The sequence below is a fragment of the Alteriqipengyuania flavescens genome, assembly GCF_030406725.1.
In the GTDB taxonomy this organism is placed as follows: domain Bacteria; phylum Pseudomonadota; class Alphaproteobacteria; order Sphingomonadales; family Sphingomonadaceae; genus Alteriqipengyuania_B; species Alteriqipengyuania_B flavescens.
Window position 1 is genome coordinate 864,881 of record NZ_CP129107.1, and the last position, 21,497, is coordinate 886,377.

Here is a 21,497-nt window from a genome sequence, read left to right on the forward strand (position 1 = left end):
TCCCCCGTCATGCCGGCTGCGGCTTGTCGCCGCCTGGATCGCGCTTGCGGGATTTCACTTCCGCCTTGCGCTGCTTGACTTCTTCCGCGCGGTTCTCGTCCGGCGGAGCGAAAGTGATGACAATGTCGCCATCACGCGGCTCAGGCGTGGCGGCATGGGTGAAGAAGCGGATATTCCCGCCCTCGCGGATCACCAGCAGGCGTTCCGTACCTTCGGGCAGTTTCGCCAGCGCATCTTCGAAATCGAACTTTTCCGACAGCTTGGTTTTGCGGAAGGTCCAGCCCTGCGCTTCCAGCCGCTGGACATCCTCCACCCCGTGGCCAGCGGAGAAAACTGCGCGCCCGCGCAGGCTTTCGGGCAGCGAGCGATGGTCTTCCTCGTCCGCATCCTCGCCCAGCTGGTAGACCTTGTCGCGGCCGATCTCGTGCGCGAATTCGTTGCAGACCAGCGCGTTGTACGCCTCGTTGTCGGTCGCAGCGAGCAGCGACTGGAACGGGGTCAGGTCGAGATTATGCTCCGTCGCCTCGTTAAGGATTTCGCCGTGGTAGGTCGGCACGCCCTGCTTGCGAGCCTCTTTCAGCCGCTGCCAGCTGGAATCGACGATCATCACCGGCGTTTCCAGCCCTTGCAGCTGTTTCGCCAGCGCGATGGTCCAGCGGTTGGAGCCGACGATGAGGAGGCCGGGCCGCGTCGCGCCTTTCACGCCGAGCAGTTTGGCGACCAGATCGATGGTGAAGCCGTGCGCCACCACGGTCGCCACCACGACCGCGAAGCTGAGGCCGATGAGGAGCTCGCCGCCCGTAAAGCCCAGCTCGCCCAGCCGCAGCGCGAACAGGCCGGAGATAGCGACCAGCACGATACCGCGCGGCGCGATCCAGGCGAGGAACAGGCGTTCGTTCCATGGCACGCTGCTGCCCAGCAGGCTAATCAGCACGGTCGCCGGGCGGACGATGAAGAGGAGCGTCAGCAGGAAAGCGCCGAAGCGCCACGTCGTGCCGAGATAGACGAGGTCGTCCATCCTGAGCGAGGAGGACAGCAGGATGAAGATGCCCGACACCAGCAGGACGGCGATATTCTCCTTGAAGGGATGGATGCTGCGCAGCGAGCTGACGTTCATGTTGGCGAGCGCGACGCCCATCACGGTCACCGCGACCAGCCCGGCTTCGTGCTCTATCAGATTCGAAATCACGAACACGCCGATGACGACCGTGAACAGCACGGGGACCTTGAGGTATTCCGGCACCAGCCCGCGCGGGAAGGCGTAGGCAATGATTCGCGCGGCGAAATAGCCGATGAGGCCGGCAAGGACGGCGGCGATGATCATCGGCGGGACGACGTCGATCAGCGACGCGCTGGGCGATTCGGCCACCTTGCGGAAATATTCGTAGGCGATCACCGCGCACAATGCGCCGGTGGGATCGTTCACGATGGCTTCCCACTTCAGGATCGAGGCGGGCCGCGTCTTGACTGCCGACTGGCGCAGCAGCGGAATGACCACCGTCGGGCCTGTCACCACAAGGATGCCGCCGAACAGCACGGCGACGGGCAGTTGCAGGCCGGCGATGTAATAGCCGGCAGCCGAACCGAAGGCCCAGCCGAAGATTACGCCCAGCGTGGCGAGCCTTCCGACCGCTTCGCCCGAATGCCTCAGCTCGCGGAAATCGAGACTGAGTCCGCCTTCGAAGAGGATCAGAGCCACGCCGACGGCCACCATGGGCTCCAGCAAGTCGCCAAAGGTCCCCCGCGGGTCCAGCGCCAGCCCCGGCGCAAAATAGGCAAGCACCGGTCCCGCGAGGAAGCCGGCCAGCAGCATAAGGACGATGGCGGGCTTGCCGGTGCGCCACGCAACCCATTGCGCACCGATGCCCAGCACGCCCACGGCTGCGATCACGACTGCTTGATTGGCCATTGCTCCCCCGGTGTCGCGATTGCGCGATTGTGACACTAAAGCCCTGCGTCGCGGCAGGTTCCCGCCTCAGTCCCCCCGCCTCAGTCTCCGGGGTAAGCGAGAATCGCGCTGGTGGCGACCCCTTGCTCCCGGAGCGCACGCGCCCCGCCGAGGTCGGGCAGGTCGATCAGGAAATGGGCGCCCGTGAGCGAGCCGCCGGCCTGCCGGACGAGCTGCGCTGCGGCAAGCGCGGTGCCGCCCGTGGCAATGAGGTCGTCGACCAGGGCAACCGTGCCGCCTGCCGCCCTGCGGCATGACGGTGGGATCGAGTTCGAGCCGGGCGGTCCCGTATTCCAGCGCATAGTCGACGCCGAGCGTCTCGACCGGCAGCTTGCCCGGCTTGCGCAGCGGCACGAAGCCAATGCCCAGCCGTGCGGCCACCGCGGCACCGAAGATGAAGCCCCGCGCTTCCATGCCGGCGACGAGCTTCGCGCCGTCATCCGCCACGCGGTCCGCCAGATGCGAAACCGCCCCTGCCAGCCCCGAAGGATCGGCGAGGAGCGGCGAGATATCACGGAACTGGATGCCCGGCTTGGGAAAGTCGGGCACCGTGCGGATCAGCGCGGCAAGCGCTTCTGCCCTCACCCTTGCAGCGGGCCCTTCTTCGCGCCCTTCGGCTTCACTGCGGCCCAGATCTGCTGCTTCGACAGGTAAGCCAGCACGGTCGCGAAGACGAGGAAGATGATCCACCAGAAGCCGGTCTGCTTGCGCTTCACCAGCATGGGTTCGGCGGTCCATTCCATGAAGGCGGATACGTCGGCGGCCATCTGCGGGATAGTGGCTTCGGTGCCGTCGTCATAGGTGACCTGACCCGTGGTCGTAAGCGGCGGGGCCATGGCGAGGTTGAGGTTGGCGAAATACGGGTTGAAGTAGAGGTTCTGGCCCGGCCGCGCGCTTTCCGGCAGCACTTCGCCATCCTTATTCTTGTAGCCCACCGGGTCGGTATAGCCGGTCAGCAGCGAATAGACGTAGTTCACCCCGTCGTGCCGTGCCTTCGTCATTAGCGAAAGGTCGGGCGGGATCGCGTTGTTGTTCGCTGCGGCGGCGGCCACGTTGTTGGGGTACGGCGAGGGGAAGTAATCCGTCGGCAGGCCCGGACGGGTCGTCGCTTCACCGGTGTTCGGATCGATGCCGGGCACCTGCTTGGTGGCGGCGATCGCCTTGATCTGTTCCTCGTTGTAACCGAGCTGCTCCAGGTCGCGGAAGGCCACGAACTTCATCGAGTGGCAGGCCGAGCAGACTTCCGAATAGACCTTGTAGCCGCGCTGCAGCTGCGCGATGTCCCACGATCCGAAGGCGCCGTTGGTCTTCAGGTCGAGATGCTTGGGATGCTTGTGGAAGGCATGCTCCAGCGATTCCTCGGCCGGCTCGGTGGCCCAGGTATAGGCCCCGGTGACGAAGGCGATCAGGGCGACGAGGGCGAAAACGAGCCCCGTGGCGATTCCGAATAGGCGGACCATAGCGTTGTCTTTCCTGTCTCGTCTTCTCAGACCGCCGGAGCGGTGTTTTCGCCCAGCACGGCCTTCTTGTCCTCACCCAGCACCGCCTCGGTGATCGAGTACGGCAGCGGCTCGGGCCGCTCGATCGAGGAGACGATCGGCAGGATCACCAGGAAGTGGAGGAAGTAGTAGATCGTCGCCAGCTGGCTCAGCATCACGTAGGGCTCTTCCGCCGGGGCGCCGCCGCAGTAGAACAGTACCGCCATCGCCGGGATCAGGCCGAACCAGAAGAACTTGCGGAACAGCGGGCGATAATGGCCGCTTCGCACCGGGCTGCGGTCCAGCCAGGGCAGCAGGAACCACATCAGGATCGCCGCAAACATCGCCAGCACGCCCCACAGCTTCGCCGGGAGGATGAAGTCGAAGGTGAAGGCGCGCAGGATCGCGTAGAACGGCCAGAAATACCATTCGGGCACGATGTGCGCCGGCGTGGAGACCGGGTTCGCCTCGATATAGTTGTCCGGGTGGCCGAGGTAATTCGGCAGGTAGAACACCATGATCGAGAACAGGATCAGGAACACGCCCAGGCCGAAGGCATCCTTCGCCGTGTAATACGGGTGGAAGGGCACGGTGTCGCTTTCCTGCTTCACCTCGATCCCCGTCGGGTTGGACGAACCCGGGATATGCAGCGCCCAGACGTGGAGGATGACGACACCCAGGGTCACGAACGGCAGCAGGAAGTGCAGGCTGAAGAAGCGGTTGAGCGCGGCGTCGTCGGGCGCATAGCCGCCCAGCAGCCAGATCTGCAGCGGTTCGCCCACCAGCGGGATCGCGCCGAACAGGCCGGTGATCACTTTCGCGCCCCAGAAGCTCATCTGGCCCCACGGCAGGACGTAGCCCATGAAGGCAGTCGCCATGGCGAGGAGGAAGATCACCACGCCGAGGATCCAGATCATCTCGCGCGGGGCCTTGTACGAGGAGTAGAAGAAGCCGCGGAAGATGTGGAGGTAGAGGACGACGAAGAAGAAGCTCGCCCCGTTGGCGTGCATGTAGCGGATCATCCAGCCCCAGTTGATGTCGCGCATGATGTGTTCGGTCTTCGCGAACGCGACGCTGGCGTCGGCGGCATAGTGCATCGCGAGCACGATGCCGGTGACGATCTGCAGCACGAGGCAGAAGCCGGCGAGGACGCCGAAATTCCACATGTAGTTGAGGTTGCGCGGCACCGGATAGCCCGCGCCCACCGCGTTGTAGACCAGCCGCGGCAGGGGCAGCTTTTCATCCACCCATTTCGTGAAGCCGTTGGCCGGCGTGTATTCCTTTGCCCAGGGAAAGCTCATGGTATCCTGCCTCAGCCGATCGTCACGGTGGTGTCGGAGATGGTGTATTCGGGCACCTCCAGGTTCGTCGGCGCCGGACCTTTGCGGATGCGCCCGGCGGTGTCGTAGTGCGAGCCGTGGCACGGGCAGAAATACCCGCCGAACTCGCCCTTGTTCTCACCTTCGGCGGCGCCCAGCGGCACACAACCGAGGTGGGTGCACACGCCCATGGTGATGAGCAGGTCGCGGTGCCCTTCCAGCGTCCGGTCCTCGAGCGACTGCGGATCGCGCAGGCTGCCGACCGGCACGGAGTTCGCCTCGGCCATTTCGGTCTCGGTCAGGCGGCGGACGAAAACCGGCTGCTTGCGGAAGATCGCCTTGATCGCCTGGCCGGGCTCGATCGCCCCGACATCGAGTTCGGTGCTGGCTTCGGCGAGCACGTCTTTCGACGGGGCCATCTGGCTGACTAGCGGATAGATGACTGCCAGCGCGCCGACGCCGCCGAAGCTGGCCGCCGCGATGTTGATGAAATCGCGTCGCCGCACGCCGTCGCCTTCGGCCACGTGGGTGTAAGCGGTCTGCTTTTCGACGCTGTCGCCTCCGGCGCTATCCAGCGGGTCTGCGGCGGCGGTGGTATCGGCCATGGTTCCTGCCCTGTTGCGGTCCTGCACCGGATGGCGCGGGATCGGAAATTCGGTTGCAGCGCTGAAGCGCCGGAAGCTGTGCGCCGCGTGTCGCGAACATGCGCGGCGGCGCACGGCTTTGCGGCGCACATAGCGGGGGCGTCGCCGCCTGCCAACCGCGATTTTGCCACATTCCGTGCGTTTCTATGCAACCGCGATGGCGGACAGCTGCCGGCCATAGGTCGGCTCGCCGCGATGCGTTGCGCGGCGGTAGGAATAGAAGCGGTCTTCCTGGCCGTAAGTATCCTCGCCGAGGACATCGACCGTTTCCACCCCCGCATCGGCCAGCGCCTTCGCGACATAGCCGGCGAGATCGAACTGCAGGTGGCCGGGCTTGCCGGGCGCAAAGAAGCGGGCGGCGGCTGCATCGAATTGCCCGCGCATATCCTCCCCAACCTCGTAGCTTTCCTGCGCGATGCACGGGCCAACGGCGGCAGCAATCGATTCGCGCCGCGCGCCGAGCGCCACCATCGCTTCCACCGTATTGGCGAGCACGCCGTGCAGCGCCCCGCGCCAGCCCGCGTGGGCCGCGCCGACTACGCCGTGCTCGCGGTCGGCCAGCAGCACCGGAGCGCAGTCGGCCGTGACGATGCCGAGCAGCAGGTCCCTCTCCGCGGTGACGAGTGCATCGACATGCGGCCGGTCGCGCATCGCGAAAGCCTGCCTGACAATGGCGACATCGGGCGAATGGACCTGGTGCGGGGTCAGAAGCGTGGCTCCGGGCGCGATGGCGGCCGTTGCCCGCGCGCGATTTTCCGCAACGGCCAGCGGATCGTCCTTCGCCCCGATGCCGCATTGCAATCCGCCCATCTCGCCGGTCGAGACGCCGCCGTCGCGGGTGAAGAACCCGTGCGGCACGCCGTCGAGGGCGCCGGCGGCCAGCGGAGCGCAGTTGCCTGCCATGTCCTGCGCCTCAGCCAAGGCTGCGCTGGACCTGTTCGTAGGTGTCGCGCGACAATTTGTCCGCCGCGGCAACCCGTTCGAGTTCGGCGCGCATCAGCCTGGAGCGTTCCGGATCGACCTTCTTCCAGCGGCCGAGCGCGGGGACGAAGCGCGCCGCCGTCTGCGCGTTGATCGGATCCAGCTTCAGGATCAGGTCGGCGATCATCCGGTAGCCCGCACCGTCCGCCCGGTGGAACCCGCGCGGGTTGCCGGCAAAGGCCATGTAGAGCGAACGGACGCGGTTGGGGTTCTTCAGCGTGAATTGCGGGTGATCCGCCAACGCCTCGACGTGCTCGACCACGGAAGGGTGGAGCGACGTCGCCTGCAACGCGAACCACTTGTCCACCACCAGCGCGTTGTCCTTGAACCGGTCGTAGAACTCCAGCAGCTTGCCGGTCCTCTCCGGCGTGTCGAGCCCGGTCAGCACCATCAGCGCGCCCTGCCGGTCGGTCATGTTGTCGGCCCGGTCATACTGGCGTGCGGCCAGCTCTGCCGCCTTGTCGGGATCGCTCGCGGCAAGGTAGGTCAGCACCAGCGTCTTGAGCTTGCGCGCGCCCTTCGCCTCCGCCTCGAGCGAGAACGGCACCGCCTCTGCCCGCTCGTACACGCGGTAAAACTCGCTCGCCAGTTCGCGGCCGAGCCACGCTTTGAGGTCTTCGCGCACATCGCTGAGCGCGACAGGGTCCGCCGCGTCGACCTGTTCGATCAGGTACGTGACGCCCGGCAGCATCAAAAGCTCGCCGCGCATCAGGTCGTCCAGCCCTTCGTCGGTGAGGGCGGAGAGCGTGGCCTCACGGATCGCCTCGCGCCCCTTTTCCTCTTCCGTGCCCGACAGCTTGCCGGTCACGACGCCGACGATATGCCCGACCACCAGCTCCTGCATCGCTTCGTATCGGGCAAAGGCATCGTCATCTTGCGCCGCGAGAAAGACCAGTTCCTCGCGCGACAGATCCCGCTCGATGCGGACCGGGGCGGAAAACCCGCGGTTGATCGACAGGACCGGCGGACTGTCGATGCCGTTAAAGGTGAAATCCTGCCGCGCTTCGTCCAGCACGACCAGCTGCTCGCCTGAATGGGTGCCGCTCGCCTTGTCGAACAGGGCTATCTTGAGCGGGATCGGCATGGGCTTCTTGTCCGGCTGGCCGGGCGTGGGCGGTACCTCCTGCGCCAGCGAGAGCGTATAGGTCGAACCTTCGTGGCGGGATTCGACCGTCACTTTGGGCGTGCCTGCCTGTTCGTACCAGCGGCGGAACTGGGTGAGGTCGAGCCCCGCCCCGCGCTCGATCGAGGCGACGAAATCCTCGCAGGTCGCGGCCTCGCCGTCATGCGTGTCGAAATAGATGTCCGTCCCGGCACGGAATTTCTCCGGCCCGGCCATGGTGCGCATCATGCGGATCACCTCTGCACCCTTGTTGTACACGGTGGAGGTATAGAAGTTGCTGATCTCGCGATAGGAATCGGGCCGGATCGGATGGGCCAGCGGGCCGCTGTCTTCCGGGAACTGGATGCTGCGCAGGACGCGTACATCCTCGATCCGCTTCACCGGTTCGCTGTTCATGTCCTGGCTGAACAGCTGGTCGCGCAGGACGGTGAAGCCTTCCTTCAGGCTCAGCTGGAACCAGTCGCGGCAGGTGATCCGGTTGCCGGACCAGTTGTGGAAATATTCGTGCGCGATCACGCCTTCGACCGCGTCGAAATCGCCATCGGTCGCGGTCTCGACATCGGCGAGGACGTATTTCGTGTTGAAGACGTTGAGGCCCTTGTTCTCCATCGCCCCCATGTTGAAATCGCTGACCGCGACGATGTTGTAGATGTCGAGATCGTATTCGCGCCCGAAAGTCTCCTCGTCCCATTTCATCGAGGCCTTGAGCGAATCCATCGCGTGCTGCGTGCGCCCTTCGTCGCCTTCGCGCACGAAAATGGCGAGATCGACGGTGCGCCCACCCATCGTGGTAAAGCTGTCGCGATTGGCGACGAGATCGCCGGCGACCAATGCGAAGAGATAGGACGGCTTGGGCCAGGGATCGTGCCATTCGGCCCAGTGGCGCCCGTCCGCGCTCTCGCCGCTGTCGGTGTTGTTGCCATTGGCGAGCAGCACCGGATAATCGGCCTTGGAAGCTTCCATGCGCACCGAATAGGTCGACAGGACATCGGGCCGGTCGGGGAAGAAGGTGATGCGGCGGAAACCCTCCGCCTCGCACTGGGTGCAAAGAATCCCTCCGGAAGCGAACAGGCCCATCAGCTGCGAATTGGCCGACGGGTCGATCGTCGTGGCGATGGAGATCGTGTGGCTGTCGCCCGGCAGGGTGACGAGCAGGTCGTCCCCGTCCATCGTCCAGCTATTTACTGCCTCTCCGTCGACCTCGACCCAGTCCGGCTCCAGCCCGTCGCCGTTGAGGCGGATGGTGGGCGACGCATCGGCGGCAGGATTACGCTCGACCGTCAGGGTGGAGACGACCTTTGTCTTATTGGCGTCGAGATCAAAATGCAGCCGGGTCTCGGGCACGAGCCATTCGAACGGCCTGTAATCCTTGCGCCGGATTATCGCGGGCTCCTTCGGCTCGGGCGGGGCGTCGGCCAGCTGGGGATTGCCGTCGGCGGTGCTGGGGGTGCGGGCGATGTCCATGTCGGGTGCGTCTCTATCCTTTCGCGTGGGTGCTCAGATGGTAATACGCACGCATGGCGCAAATGTTCATTTTCGGGCTCGGCTATTCGGCGAAGCGGATTGCAGCGGCGCTGGAAGCGCGTGGTTGGCAGGTGGTCGCCACCGGCAGCGACGGGGCGCTGGACTTCGCCGATGGCGACGCGGTGCGCAAGGCGCTGGGCGCATCGAGCCATGTGCTGAGTTCCGTCCCGCCCGACCGCAACAGCGATAACGACCCGGTGCTGGAAGCCTATGGCGATGCGCTGGATCATGACTGGCTCGGCTATCTCAGCTCGACCGGGGTCTATGGCGATACCGGCGGGGCGTGGGTGGACGAGGGATCCCCCACCGGCGGCGGGCGGCGCACCGCGCGCGCCGCTTGCGATGCGCAGTGGCTGGCGCGCGGGGCGCGGGTGTTCCGCCTGCCCGGTATCTACGGCCCCGGCCGCAGCGCGCTCGACAAGGTGCGCGATGGCAGCGCCCACCGCATCGACTTGCCGGGACAGGTATTCAGCCGCATCCACGTGGAGGATATCGCCGCCGGCGTGGTCGCCGGGCTGGACGGGGAGGCGGGCGCCTACAACCTCGGCGACGACCTGCCCGAGAGCCACAATGCGGTAACCACGGAAGCCTGCCGCCTGCTTGGCGTCAGCCCCCCGCCGCTGCAGACGATGGACGAGGCCGGCCTGTCGCCGATGGCGCGCGGATTTTATGCCGAGAACCGCCGGGTCGCAAATGGCAAGGCGAAGCGGATACTGGGCTGGCAGCCGCGCTACCCGACCTATCGCGAAGGGCTGCGCTCGCTGGTCTGAAGGGGCGCTGCCTTGCGCCGCGCGCGCAGGGCCAGGACCATGCCGAGCACCGCGAGCCCCATCCCGATGGCGGTCAGCGGCGTCCACCGATACCCCTCCAGCACGGTCGACAGCAGCATCGCCACGGAGATCGTCAGGATCGAATTATAGGCCGTACGCCCCGCCCCGATCTGGCGGACGAGGTTGTAGTGCAGCGGGAAAGTGACGACCGACCCGACCAGCGCAAGATAAACGATCCCCGCCCAGAATTCGGGCCGCTCGGGGATCGGCGGCGGGCCTGCGGTCAACAGCGCGAAGCCGAGGTCGAAGGCGGTTCCGTACAGCATGGCCCATGCCAGCAGGCTCACCATCGGCACGCCGCGCCCTGTCGGGTTGGCCTGCACCACGTTCGCGATGCTGGCGGCGAGGATGCCCAGCATGGCGAGCGCGATGCCCCAGCCGACATTGCCGCCGATGACGCCCGCGTCGGGGTTCGCCTGCCATTCGTGGAACAGCAGGAAGGACACGCCGACGATCGCGACCACACTGCCGAGTATGAAGCCGCCTTTCACCCGTTCGCCCAGGAATCCCCGCGCGAACAGGGCGTTGGGCACCATTAGCAGGCCGAACATCAACGCGACGATGCCGGAGGTGACGTAAAGCTCTGCATGATAGACGAACAGGAAGTTGCCGCTGAACTGGGCGAGGCCGACGAAGATCGCCAGCTGGTGTTCCGGTCCGGTCAGGCGAATGCGCCGTTTCATCAGCAGGGCGACAAGGAACAGCGCCGGCGTCGCGAGCGCGAAGCGGTAGAACACGGACCACGCCGCCGGCACCCCGTCGATCTGGCCGGTGATGACGTACCATGTCGAACCCCAGATCGTGCCGGTCAGCAGGAAAGGGACAATGACGGAAGGGGTCAGCAGCGGGTGATCCGCCGTGGACCCGCCGGCATTCGCCCTCATAGCGATGCGATCGCCTTGCCGAGCGCGCGGGCCGCATCCTGGTCGCTGTCCCACGCGGCAACGAAGCGCGCGGCCTCCGCCCCCCAGTCGTAAAAATCGAAGCCCTGGGTGCGCAGCGCCTCGCGTTCCTCTGCGGTCAGGCGCACGAAGACCTCGTTCGCCTCAACCGGGTGGAGCAGCCGGGCCTTCGCATCCTCCGCAATCGCCTGCGCCGCCGCATTGGCGAGCCGCGCATTCTCCAGCCACAGGTCGCCTTCCAGCATCGCCAGCAATTGCGCGGCGAGGTAGCGCCCCTTGGACTGCAGGTGCCCCGCCCGCTTGCGGCGATAGCGCACGGCGTCGGCCATCGCCGGATCGAAGAACACGATCGCTTCCGCGCTCATCCCGCCGTTCTTGACGCAGCCGAAGCTGAGCGCCTGCGCCGGGCCGACCGCGTCACTCGGCGCGCAGCCAAGGAAGGCGACGGCATTGGCAAAACGCGCGCCATCGACATGCAGGCCCAGCCCGCGCTCCTGCGCCAGTGCGCCGATGGCGGCCAGCTCCTGCGGCGTGTAGCTGCGGCCGTATTCGCTGGCCTGCGTGACGCTGATCGCGTGGGGCTGGACCTGGTGCACATCGTCACGGATCGGGTCGATCACCGCGCGGACGGCTTCCGGCGTCAGCTTTGCGCCCTCTCCATCGGCCAGGAGCAGCTTCGCGCCGTGGAGGTAGAAACCCGGCGCGCCGCCCTCATCCATCTCGATATGCGCCTCGCGGTGGCAGACCACGCCGCCGTGGGGCGGCACCATCGCCGACAGGGCAAGGCAGTTCGCCGCCGTGCCGGTCGCCACCCACAAGGCCGCGACTTCCCGGCCGAAGACTTCGCCGAACGCGGCGTCGAGGCGCTGCGACACGCCGTCCCCGTCATACGGGGAATCGACTTCGTCCGCTTGGCGCATCGCCTCCCACAGGGCGGGATGCACACGGGCGGCGTTGTCGGACAGGAAGCGCATGGAACGCCCCTAGCCTGCGCGGCGTTGAGCGCAAGAAGGAGAACACAGTTGGACAAGCTCGAGATTACCACGCACGAAACCGCCGGCGGCGGCGAATATCGCGCCACGCCCGAAGGCAGCGCGCACACCGGCAAGCTGACGTGGCGGAACGAGGGCGAGAATATCCGCAACGCTAACCACACGCTCGTCCCGCGCGAGATCGGCGGACAGGGTGTGGCGGCGCGGCTGGTCGAACGACTGGTCAGCGATGCCCGCGAACAGGGCTTCAGGATCCGCCCGACCTGCTCCTATGTCGCCAGCAAGTTTGCCGAGCATCCGGAATGGAGCGACCTCAAGGCCTAGCGCCGTTGGTCGAAGCGGCGGCCGACGAGACTGGCGGCGATATTCGTCTTCTGCACGTCGATACTGCCGCCCGCGATGCCCCAGGCGAACCCGTCGCGAAGGCGCTGTTCCATCGCGTATTCCTTGGAATAGCCGTAGCCGCCCATCACCTGCACGCCGAGGCTGGTCACCTCGCGCACCATCTCGTTGGAGAAGCATTTCGCGAGGCTGCTTTCGTATTGCGTCGGCAGGCCGTAGGGCTGCGCGTCAGCATGGGCGGCGGCGCGCCAGATCAGCATGCGTGCGGCCTCCACCTTCATCGCCATTTCGGCAAGTTTCAGCTGCACCGCCTGGAAATCGACGATCGGCTTGCCGAACGCCTCGCGTTCCTGGGTGTAGGCCAGCGCCTCTTCCAGCGCCGCCGCCGCAACCCCCAGGCCCATGGTGGCGTTGCCGCACCGTTCCAGCCCGAAAGCGCTCATCAGCTTCCCGAACCCGCCCGCGCCAATGATGAGGTTTCCTTTCGGAACGCGGACATCCTCCAGCACGATGTCGGCCGAGGGGATGCCGCGAAAGCCCATCAGCTCCTCGCGCTTGCCGAAGCCGACCCCGTCCGCATCCTTCGGCACCACGACCGCGCCGATGCCCTTCGCGCCTTCGATCCCGTCGAACCGGCAATAGGTGATGTAGTAATCCGAATGCCCCGCGCCCGACGACCAGCGCTTGGTGCCGTTGAGCACGAAATGATCGCCGTCCGCGCGTGCGGTGGTGGCAAGGTCGGTCAGCGCGGTGCCCGCGCCGGGTTCGCTCATGGCGACCGCCACGATTTTCTCGCCGCGCACGACTTGCGGGATGATCTGCGCCTTCAGTTCGGCCGAGCCGAATCGCTCGATCGTGCGCACCGGGCCGGTCAGCGCCTCGAACACCGGGAAAGCGACCGCGACGGAGATTTGCGCGAACTCCTCCAGCACCGCGAGCGCGGTCAGGTGCCCCAGCCCGAGCCCGCCGTATTCTTCCGGCAGGTTGATGCCGAGGAAGCCCAGTCCGCCATATCGCCGCAGCACGTCCGCCGGCACCGGCGCATCCTCCCGCTCCAGACGCCGGGCAAGCCCGGGCAGCTCCGCCCGCGCGAATTTCCGCGCAGCCTGCTGGAGCTCGCGCTGGTCGGGTGTGAGGTCGAAAGTCATGGATTGTGGCTAGAGCGCGCCCCTATGAGAGGCAAGCGCCCGCTCCCGACGGGAGCCAAAGCGCGACCGCGCGCCCGGACCGGCCTCGCAGGCGTCGGCCGAGCGTAGCGAAGGCCCCAACGCCGGAGAGAACAGCCGGGAGGAAAAGAGAAATGGTGCCACGAGAGAGAATTGAACTCTCGGCCTCACCCTTACCAAGGGTGCGCTCTACCACTGAGCTACCGCGGCACGCCATTTCGTCCCCGTTCGCCTGTGCGAAGAGAGCGGGGCGCGCATTGGCGACGGGGGCGGTTCTTGTCAAGCGCCGTATGACGCGGCACAGCCCGTGCCGATGAACAAATCCGACGACCAGCTTAGCCGCGAAGAGCGGCTTGCCGCCAAGCTGCGCGAGAACCTGCACCGCCGCAAGGCGCAGGCGCGCGCCCTGAAAGATGCGCCGGATGGCCAACGGCAAACCGCTGGGGCCAAGACGCTTTCCAAAGGCGATTCGGAAAGCTAGGTCCGGCGCTCTCTCCCCCGCGGCCCGAAATACGGAGCAAACATGCCCAAACTGATCCTCGTTCGCCATGGCCAGAGCGAATGGAACCTCGCCAACCGTTTCACCGGCTGGTGGGATGTCGACCTGACCGACAAGGGCGTGGAAGAGGCAAAGGCCGCCGGGCGCCTGCTCGCGGAAAAGGGCGTGCTGCCGACCTGCGCTTTCACTTCGCTGCAGACGCGCGCGATCAAGACGCTGAACCTTGCCCTGGAAGAATGTGACCGGCTGTGGATCCCCGTGACGCGCGACTGGCACCTTAACGAGCGACACTATGGCGGGCTGACGGGCCTAAACAAGCAGGAAACCCGCGACAGGCACGGCGACGAGCAGGTTCACATCTGGCGCCGCAGCTTCGACGTGCCGCCGCCGGAAATGGAAGCGGGCAGCGAGTTCGATTTGACGGGTGACCCGCGTTACGCCGGGATCGAGGTGCCGCGCACGGAAAGCCTGAAGCTGACGATCGAGCGCGTGCTGCCCTATTGGCAGGACCATATCCTCCCGGTGCTGGAAAGCGGCGAAACGGTGATCATCTCCGCCCACGGCAATTCGCTGCGCGCGCTGGTGAAACACCTTTCCGATATTTCGGACGACGACATCACCGGGCTGGAAATTCCGACCGGTCAGCCGATCGTTTACGATTTCGACGCAGGAATGCAGCCCGGGGAACGCTATTACCTCAAGGATAGCTGAGAGGGCCGAAGGGGGACGCACGTGAACAGCAAGGTCGCCATCGTGATGGGCAGCCAGTCGGACTGGCCGACCATGGAATGCGCCGCGAAGGTGCTGGAGGAACTGGGCGTCGAGCACGAGGCGCGGATCGTTTCCGCCCATCGCACGCCGGACCGGATGGTCGAATTCGCCAAGGGGGCCGACGCCGATGGCATCGCTGTCATCATCGCTGGGGCAGGCGGCGCGGCGCACCTGCCGGGCATGATCGCGGCCATGACCCACTTGCCGGTGCTGGGCGTGCCGGTGCAGTCCAAAGCGCTGTCCGGCATGGATAGCCTGCTCTCCATCGTCCAGATGCCCGCCGGCGTCCCCACCGGGACGCTCGCCATCGGCGAGGCGGGCGCGACCAATGCCGGCCTGCTGGCTGCATCCATCGTCGCCTTGCAGGACGAAGGCCTGTCGCAGCGGCTGAAGGACTGGCGCCAGGCCCGCAGCGACTCCGTGAGCGAAAGGCCCAAAAGCTGATGCTGAAACCCGGCGCCACGATCGGCATCCTGGGCGGCGGGCAGCTCGGCCGGATGATGGCGGTCGCTGCCGCGCAGCTCGGCTATCGCTGCATCGGCTATGCGCCCGAAGGCGACAACGTGGCCGCCGAAGTCTCGGCCGATTTCTTCACCAACCGCTGGGACGATACCGCCGCGCTCGCGGCCTTCGCCAAATCGTGCGACGCCGTGACGTGGGAGTTCGAGAACGTACCGCTCGCCGCGGTCGAGGCGATCCCGGCAGCCATGCTCGCGCCGGCGAAGATCGCGCTCGAAAAGGCGCAGGACCGGTTCTACGAGAAGAACTTCATCCGCGACCTGGGCGGCAAGACGGCGGCCTTTGCGCGGGTCGATTCGCCCTTCGACCTCGAAAGCGCACTCGACCGGCTGGGCGCGCCCGGCATCCTGAAGACCCGGCGCGACGGTTATGACGGCAAGGGCCAGTGGCGCCTCAGCTCCGCCCGCGACGCCGACGGGCTGCGCCTGCCCGAACAGCAGCTGATCTACGAGGAATTCATCGAGTTCAGCGCCGAATTCTCCGTCATCCTGGTACGCGGACGCGATGGCGATACGAAGTTCTGGGATTCGCCCCTCAACGTCCACGAAGGCGGCATCTTGCGCACCTCCACCGTGCCCGCCCCCGCCGATCTGTCCGGCCAGATCAAGCAGGCCCGCAAGCTGGCATCCGAAGCCGCCGACGCGCTCAATCACGTCGGCGTGCTGACGTGCGAATTCTTTGCCACCGGCGCCGGACCGATCTTCAACGAAATGGCGCCCCGCGTGCACAATTCGGGCCACTGGACGATAGAGGGCGCGGTCACCAGCCAGTTCGAAAACCACATCCGCGCGGTTGCCGGTTTGCCGCTTGGCGACACATCGCTGCGCGCGCCAAGGGTGACGATGGAAAACCTCATCGGCGACGATATCAAACGCATCGATACGATCCGCGCAGAGCCCGCCGCGCACCTGCACCTCTACGGCAAGAACCGCGCCGCCGAAGGGCGCAAGATGGGCCACGTGACCCGGCTGGAAGGGTGATGCGCGCCGGCGGCAGGAAAGGGCCGAAGCTGACCTGCATCGTCGCCCGTGCGGCGGACGGGACCATCGGCCACGACAACGCGATGCCGTGGCACATCCCCGCCGACTTGCGCCGGTTCAAGGCGCTGACCATGGGCGCGCCGATGATCATGGGGCGCAAGACCTTCGACAGCCTGCCCGGCATCTTGCCCGGTCGCCGCCACATCGTGCTGACCCGTGACACCGACTGGGAAGCGGAAGAGGCCGACGTGGTGCATTCGGTGGAAGAGGCGCTCGCCGCGGTGCATGGCCCGCGCGCCTCGATCATCGGCGGGGCGGAAATCTTCGCGCTGTTCCTGCCACTGGCCGACCGGGTCGAGATCACCGAGGTGCACGAGCATTACGGCGGCGACACGCAGATGCCCTTCCCCGGCGACGACTTCACGCTGACGATGCGCGAAGACCACCCGGCCACCGACAAGACGCCCGCCTACAGCTTCATCACGCTGGAGCGCAGCTCTTGAGCGCGACGCGGCTAGAGCATACCGAGCCTGTCCCCGAAGACTTTCGCGGCGGCATCGTCGCGCTCGGCAATTTCGACGGGTTCCATCGCGGGCACCAGGCCGTGGCGGGCGAGGCGATCGCGTGGGCAAAGGCGGAAAGCCGCCCGGCCATCGTCGCCACGTTCGATCCGCACCCGGTGCGGCACTTCCGCCCCGATACGCCGCCCTTCCGCCTCACCACGCTGGACCAGCGGCAGGAGCTGTTCGGTGCGCACGGGGCCGATGCGATGCTGGTGTTCAATTTCGGGGTCGGGCTGGCCGCGACATCGCCCGACGATTTCGTCGCACTGCTTGTGGAACGCTTCGGCGCGCACGGCGTGGTGACGGGCGCGGACTTCACCTTCGGCAAGGGCGCGGCGGGATCGGTCGCCACGCTGGCCGCGCATCCGGGTATCGAGGCCCGCGTGGTCGAAGCGGTGAACGCGGGCGAGGAAATCGTCTCGTCCAGCCGCATCCGCGAGGCGCTGAAAGCGGGCGACCCGCAGGAAGCCGCGCGGCTGATGACCCGCCCCTTCGCCATTCGCGGCATCGTGCAGCACGGCGACAAGGTGGGCCGCACCATCGGCTATCCCACCGCCAACCTTGCGCTCGACCATTACCTGCGCCCGAAATACGGCATCTACGCCGTCACCGCCTCGATCATCGGCGAGCCGGGGGACCGGCTGCTGAAAGGCGCGGCGAACCTCGGCATCCGGCCGCAATTCGATCCGCCCAAGGAGTTGCTGGAGCCATTCTTCTTCGATTTCGGCGAGGACCTCTACGGCCGCGAGATCGAGGTCGCGCTGCACCATTTCATCCGCCCGGAAGCGAAGTTCGACGGGCTGGACGCGCTCACCGCGCAAATGGCGCGCGATTGCGACGAGGCGCGGCGGCTGCTCGCCCATTACTAACGGCTTTATCCGCAGCCCCGTTTGCCCTAACGCGCGGCGCATCATGAGCGACGACAGCACCTCCAAGAAATCCGTAGGGAAAGACTACAGGGACACCGTCTTCCTGCCGAAGACCGATTTTCCCATGAAGGCCGGCCTGCCGCAGAAGGAGCCGGGCATTCTGGCGCGCTGGGAAGAAGAGGGGCTGTACCAAAAGCTGCGCGAGGCCCGGCAGGGTCGCGAGAAGTTCATCCTCCACGACGGCCCGCCTTACGCCAATGGCGACATGCACATCGGCCACGCGCTGAACCATGTGCTGAAGGACATGGTTGTGCGCACGCAGAGCCTGGCCGGCAAGGACGCGCCTTACGTGCCCGGCTGGGATTGCCACGGCCTGCCGATCGAATGGAAGGTGGAGGAACTCTACCGCAAGAAGAAGCGCAGCAAGAAGGACGTTCCGGCCAAGGAATTTCGCGCCGAATGCCGCGAATATGCGCAGCACTGGGTGGATGTGCAGCGCGAACAGCTGAAGCGGCTGGGCATCGGCGGGCGGTGGGTTAAGCCCTATCTCACCATGCGGCCCGAGGCCGAAGCGCAGATCGTGCGCGAGCTCCACAAGTTCGCCGAAACCGGCCAGCTCTATCGCGGCGCGAAGCCGGTGATGTGGAGCCCGGTGGAAGAAACAGCACTGGCCGATGCCGAGGTCGAATACCAGGACCTGACCGACAGCCCGCAGATCGACGTGGCGTTCGAGATCGTGGAATCGCCGATCCCGGAACTGGTCGGCGCGCACGCGGTGATCTGGACGACGACGCCGTGGACGATCCCGGTGAACCAGGCTTTGGCGTATGGGCCGGTAATCGAGTATGTGCTGGTTACTCTCGACATCAACGCACATGGTGCGAATGAAGCGCGAGACGCCTTCTTGCAGGCCAACCCTAATTTCGATCTGGGAGCCGATCCGAAAATCTTGGTTGCCAAACCGCTTCTGGAAGATTTCGGGAAGCGTCTCGATGCCTCGCTGAAATCCCTTACTGGCGACGCCGACTACCGGCTCGACGATTTTGAAGACGCAAAGTCTATCAAAGGCTCCGACCTGGCCGGAACCATCGTCCGCCACCCGATGCACCGTCTCGGCGGGTTCTATGCCAAGCCGCGCCCGATGCTGGCGGGCGATTTCGTCACCACCGACAGCGGCACGGGCATCGTCCACATGGCGCCCGACCATGGCGAGGACGATTTCGAACTGTGCCGCGCGAACGGGATCGACCCCGTCTTCGCGGTCATGTCCGACGGGCGCTATCGCGACGACTGGCTGTGGCTGGGAGCCAATGACCTTAACGATAATGGCGACGAGCGTCGCCGCAGCGTCATCAACAAGCCGTTCAACGCGCCCGACGGACCGATCTGCTCCGACCTTCGCGAAGTGGGCGCGCTGCTGAGCGCGTCGGCCGATTACGCCCATTCCTATCCCCACTCGTGGCGCTCCAAGGCCAAGGTCATCTACCGCTGCACGCCGCAATGGTTCATCGCCATCGACCGCGACCTACCTCCCCTCCCCGCGGGGGAGGGGCCGGGGGTGGGGGGTGCCACGTCCGCAAGTGCCGAACACCCATCCCCAACCCCTTCCCTCAAGGGAAGGGGCTCAACCCTCCGCTCCACGGCCCTTACCGAGATCGAGCGGGTTCGCTTCGTGCCCGAAAAAGGCCGCAACCGCCTGCGCTCGATGGTCGAAAGCCGTCCCGACTGGCTCATCAGCCGCCAGCGCGCATGGGGCGTGCCGATCGCGCTGTTCGTCCACCGGGAGAGCGGCGAGCTGCTGGTCGACCGGCAAGTCAACGCGCGCATCCAGGATGCCATCGCCGCCGGCACCGTCGATGCCTGGGAAGAAGGCCGCGCGGCTGAATTCCTCGGCCCTGACCGCGACGCGCAAGATTACGAGATGGTCGGCGACATCCTCGACGTGTGGTTCGACAGCGGCTCCACCCATGCCTTCGTGCTGGAATCGGACGAGTGGCCCGAACTGCGCAGCCCCGCCGATCTCTACCTCGAAGGCAGCGACCAGCATCGCGGCTGGTTCCAGTCCTCCCTGCTCGAAAGCTGCGGCACCCGCGGCCGCGCGCCTTACGAGGCGGTGCTGACCCACGGCTTCACCATGGACCCCAAGGGCATGAAAATGTCCAAGAGCCTCGGCAACACGGTCGATCCGCTCAAGGTCATGGAGCAATACGGCGCGGACATCATCCGCCTGTGGGCGCTCAGCGTCGATTACACCGAAGACCACCGCATCGGTGACGAGATCCTGAAAGGCGTCGGCGACCAGTACCGGCGCCTGCGCAACACGTTCCGCTACCTCCTCGGCGCGCTCGACGGCTTCGAGGAAAGCGAGCGGGTGGACGTGGCCGAAATGCCGGAGCTGGAGCGGTACGTGCTCGGCCTGCTGGGCAACGTGGACGAAACGCTGCGCCGCGCGACGGACGATTTCGACTTCAACCAGTATGTCCGCGCGCTGGTCGATTTCTGCAACGAGGACCTGAGCGCCTTTTTCTTCGATATCCGCAAGGACCGGCTGTATTGCGATGCGCCCGGCAGCATGGAGCGGCGCGCCTATCGCACCGCGCTCGACACGCTGTTCCACGCGCTGGTCCGATACGCCGCGCCGGTGCTGGTGTTCACGGCAGAGGAAGTCTGGGGCACCCGCTTCCCCGATGCGGGCAGCGTCCACCTGCTGGAATGGCCGGAAGTGCCGGCGAGCGACATCGACAGCGCGCGCTGGACCGCCCTGCGCGACCTGCGTGAACGCGTGATGGAAGCCATCGAACCCTTGCGGCGGGAAAAGACCATCCGTTCCGGCCTCGAAGCCGATGTCGCCGTGCCCGCGTCCGCCGTGCCGGACGGCTTCACCGATGCGCAGCTGGCAGAGCTGTTCATCACTGCGTCAGTCACCCGCGACGATAGCGAGGCAGTGACCGTCACCCGCTCCACCGACCACAAATGCGGCCGTTGCTGGCGCCTGTTGCCCGAGGTTTCGGAAGACGGCGCACTGTGCGGTCGCTGCGCGGAGATGGTGGCATGAGCGGTCCCATGCCTGCCAACACCACGCGCAACCGGATGATCGGGTTTGCCATCGCGGCGGTGATCTTCGTGGTCGACCAGTGGCTGAAATGGCTGGTCGACGGCCCGCTCGGCCTGAAACGCATCGGCGACCAGCTGGAGCTGATCCCGTTCTTCGATTTCACGCGGGTCCACAATTACGGCGTGTCGATGGGCATGCTGCAGGCGGATTCGCCGGAAATGCGCTGGGGCCTCGTCGCCGTGACGGCCGCCATCGCCATCGCCGTTGCCGTCTACATGTTCTTCCAGCGCCGCTTCATCGACATCCTGCCGCTTGCGCTCGTCCTCGGCGGCGCGCTCGGCAATATCGTCGACCGCTTCCGCTGGGGCTACGTGCTCGACTACGCCGACTTCCACATCGGTACGTTCCGCCCCTTCCTGATTTTCAACCTGGCCGACGCGGCCATCACCATCGGCGTCGTCATCCTGCTTGCCACCAGCCTGTTCATGGGCGAGAAGCCGGACGACGACGCGGCGGAGGCCTCCGAGGCTTCGCCAAAGGAGACGACATGACCAAGCGCACCCTCGCCCTCGCCCTGATCGCCGCCGGCAGCACCTCGCTGGCCGCATGCGGCAGCACCGACGTGCTGGACCGCGACCGGCCGGACGAATTCGCCGTGCAGCGCCAGGCGCCGCTGGTGGTCCCGCCCGACTTCAATCTCGAACCGCCCGCACCCGGCGCCCCGCGCCCGGCCGAAGGCACCGCCTCGCAGCAGGCGCTCGAGGCCCTGTTCGGCGGCCCCGCCCCGCGCAGTGACGCGGAAACCGGCGCCCTGAACGAAGCGGGCCGCGCGATGCCGGGCATCCGCAGCGCCGTGGGCGACGAGGAAACGAACACGGTCGCCAAGGGCGCCGTAACGCGCGATATCATCGCCGCACCCGCCGGTGCGGGCGCCGAAGCGCAGGCGATCATTCCGGGCGCCTGAGCGCCTCTGCAATCGGCTCCGGAACAGG

The 21,497-nt window shown here is 66.3% G+C and carries 20 protein-coding genes, 1 tRNA gene and 1 pseudogene; 11 read left to right on the plus strand and 11 right to left on the minus strand.

Translation table 11 applies throughout. The annotated features are described in order from the left end of the window. Positions 1 to 7 precede the first annotated feature (7 nt). The 7 genes and pseudogenes from QQW98_RS04565 to pepN form a co-directional block, all read right to left on the minus strand. On the minus strand, positions 8 to 1,909 hold the full coding sequence (locus QQW98_RS04565; protein ID WP_290136360.1) for a cation:proton antiporter: 1,902 nt from the start codon (positions 1,907 to 1,909) through the stop codon (positions 8 to 10). A gap of 80 nt (positions 1,910 to 1,989) precedes the next feature. Beyond that, a pseudogene (locus QQW98_RS04570) lies at positions 1,990 to 2,533 on the minus strand (adenine phosphoribosyltransferase). After that, positions 2,530 to 3,408: a cytochrome c1 gene (locus tag QQW98_RS04575; protein WP_290136361.1), complete on the minus strand. Its 879-nt coding sequence runs from the start codon at positions 3,406 to 3,408 to the stop codon at positions 2,530 to 2,532. Before QQW98_RS04575 ends, QQW98_RS04570 begins: the two are co-directional and overlap by 4 nt. A 26-nt stretch (positions 3,409 to 3,434) precedes the next feature. Beyond that, a complete protein-coding gene (locus QQW98_RS04580; protein WP_290136362.1) occupies positions 3,435 to 4,727 on the minus strand; it encodes a cytochrome b in 1,293 nt (430 codons plus the stop codon). A gap of 11 nt (positions 4,728 to 4,738) precedes the next feature. Continuing rightward, a complete protein-coding gene (gene petA, locus QQW98_RS04585; RefSeq protein WP_290136862.1) occupies positions 4,739 to 5,269 on the minus strand; it encodes a ubiquinol-cytochrome c reductase iron-sulfur subunit in 531 nt (176 codons plus the stop codon). Positions 5,270 to 5,533: 264 nt separating this feature from the next. Further along, positions 5,534 to 6,292 carry a peptidoglycan editing factor PgeF gene (pgeF, locus tag QQW98_RS04590; RefSeq protein ID WP_290136363.1) on the minus strand — a complete coding sequence of 253 codons (759 nt, stop codon included), beginning with the start codon at positions 6,290 to 6,292 and terminating at the stop codon, positions 5,534 to 5,536. Between the two features lie 10 nt (positions 6,293 to 6,302). Next, complete coding sequence (gene pepN / locus QQW98_RS04595; RefSeq protein ID WP_290136364.1) at positions 6,303 to 8,957, minus strand: aminopeptidase N; 2,655 nt, start codon at positions 8,955 to 8,957, stop codon at positions 6,303 to 6,305. 53 nt (positions 8,958 to 9,010) lie between these two features. On the opposite strand from pepN, the gene QQW98_RS04600 reads away from it, so the two are divergent. Continuing rightward, a complete protein-coding gene (locus QQW98_RS04600; protein ID WP_290136365.1) occupies positions 9,011 to 9,787 on the plus strand; it encodes a Rossmann-fold NAD(P)-binding domain-containing protein in 777 nt (258 codons plus the stop codon). Here the strand turns inward: QQW98_RS04600 and QQW98_RS04605 are convergent. Beyond that, positions 9,757 to 10,731 (minus strand): DMT family transporter, encoded by a 975-nt coding sequence (locus tag QQW98_RS04605; protein WP_290136367.1) that lies wholly within the window; start codon positions 10,729 to 10,731, stop codon positions 9,757 to 9,759. The genes QQW98_RS04600 and QQW98_RS04605 overlap by 31 nt on opposite strands. Then, positions 10,728 to 11,723 (minus strand): threonine aldolase family protein, encoded by a 996-nt coding sequence (locus QQW98_RS04610; RefSeq protein WP_290136368.1) that lies wholly within the window; start codon positions 11,721 to 11,723, stop codon positions 10,728 to 10,730. Before QQW98_RS04610 ends, QQW98_RS04605 begins: the two co-directional genes overlap by 4 nt. 48 nt (positions 11,724 to 11,771) lie before the next feature. On the opposite strand from QQW98_RS04610, the gene QQW98_RS04615 reads away from it, so the two are divergent. Continuing rightward, a complete protein-coding gene (locus QQW98_RS04615) occupies positions 11,772 to 12,065 on the plus strand; it encodes a GNAT family N-acetyltransferase (protein WP_290136369.1) in 294 nt (97 codons plus the stop codon). Here the strand turns inward: QQW98_RS04615 and QQW98_RS04620 are convergent. Together QQW98_RS04620 and QQW98_RS04625 are read right to left on the minus strand one after the other, a co-directional pair. Next, a complete protein-coding gene (locus QQW98_RS04620; protein ID WP_290136370.1) occupies positions 12,062 to 13,231 on the minus strand; it encodes an acyl-CoA dehydrogenase family protein in 1,170 nt (389 codons plus the stop codon). The two genes, QQW98_RS04615 and QQW98_RS04620, sit on opposite strands and share 4 nt — an antisense overlap. A 153-nt stretch (positions 13,232 to 13,384) precedes the next feature. Beyond that, positions 13,385 to 13,459 (minus strand) — tRNA-Thr (locus tag QQW98_RS04625). Positions 13,460 to 13,562: 103 nt separating this feature from the next. On the opposite strand from QQW98_RS04625, the gene QQW98_RS04630 reads away from it, so the two are divergent. From QQW98_RS04630 to QQW98_RS04670, 9 genes are read left to right on the plus strand one after another with little or no spacing between them, the layout of a single operon-like run. Beyond that, entirely contained in the window at positions 13,563 to 13,730 is a 168-nt protein-coding gene (locus tag QQW98_RS04630; protein ID WP_290136371.1) for a hypothetical protein, read from the plus strand. 42 nt (positions 13,731 to 13,772) lie between these two features. Beyond that, a complete protein-coding gene (gpmA, locus tag QQW98_RS04635) occupies positions 13,773 to 14,459 on the plus strand; it encodes a 2,3-diphosphoglycerate-dependent phosphoglycerate mutase (RefSeq protein WP_290136372.1) in 687 nt (228 codons plus the stop codon). A 21-nt stretch (positions 14,460 to 14,480) separates the two neighbouring features. After that, positions 14,481 to 14,963, plus strand: a complete 483-nt coding sequence (gene purE, locus QQW98_RS04640) for a 5-(carboxyamino)imidazole ribonucleotide mutase (RefSeq protein ID WP_290136373.1) — start codon at positions 14,481 to 14,483, stop codon at positions 14,961 to 14,963. Beyond that, positions 14,963 to 16,018 carry a 5-(carboxyamino)imidazole ribonucleotide synthase gene (locus QQW98_RS04645; protein WP_290136374.1) on the plus strand — a complete coding sequence of 352 codons (1,056 nt, stop codon included), beginning with the start codon at positions 14,963 to 14,965 and terminating at the stop codon, positions 16,016 to 16,018. Before purE ends, QQW98_RS04645 begins: the two co-directional genes overlap by 1 nt. Then, positions 16,018 to 16,521, plus strand: a complete 504-nt coding sequence (locus QQW98_RS04650; RefSeq protein WP_290136375.1) for a dihydrofolate reductase — start codon at positions 16,018 to 16,020, stop codon at positions 16,519 to 16,521. The genes QQW98_RS04645 and QQW98_RS04650 overlap by 1 nt, the downstream gene beginning before the upstream one ends. After that, entirely contained in the window at positions 16,518 to 17,450 is a 933-nt protein-coding gene (locus QQW98_RS04655) for a bifunctional riboflavin kinase/FAD synthetase (protein WP_290136376.1), read from the plus strand. Before QQW98_RS04650 ends, QQW98_RS04655 begins: the two co-directional genes overlap by 4 nt. 43 nt (positions 17,451 to 17,493) lie before the next feature. Next, positions 17,494 to 20,505: an isoleucine--tRNA ligase gene (gene ileS, locus QQW98_RS04660; protein ID WP_290136377.1), complete on the plus strand. Its 3,012-nt coding sequence runs from the start codon at positions 17,494 to 17,496 to the stop codon at positions 20,503 to 20,505. An 8-nt stretch (positions 20,506 to 20,513) separates the two neighbouring features. Then, complete coding sequence (lspA, locus tag QQW98_RS04665) at positions 20,514 to 21,056, plus strand: signal peptidase II (protein ID WP_290137079.1); 543 nt, start codon at positions 20,514 to 20,516, stop codon at positions 21,054 to 21,056. Next, the gene (locus QQW98_RS04670) at positions 21,053 to 21,469 is read left to right on the plus strand and encodes a DUF3035 domain-containing protein (RefSeq protein ID WP_290136379.1); all 417 of its coding nucleotides are present in this window, start codon (positions 21,053 to 21,055) and stop codon (positions 21,467 to 21,469) included. Before lspA ends, QQW98_RS04670 begins: the two co-directional genes overlap by 4 nt. Positions 21,470 to 21,497: the final 28 nt, after the last annotated feature.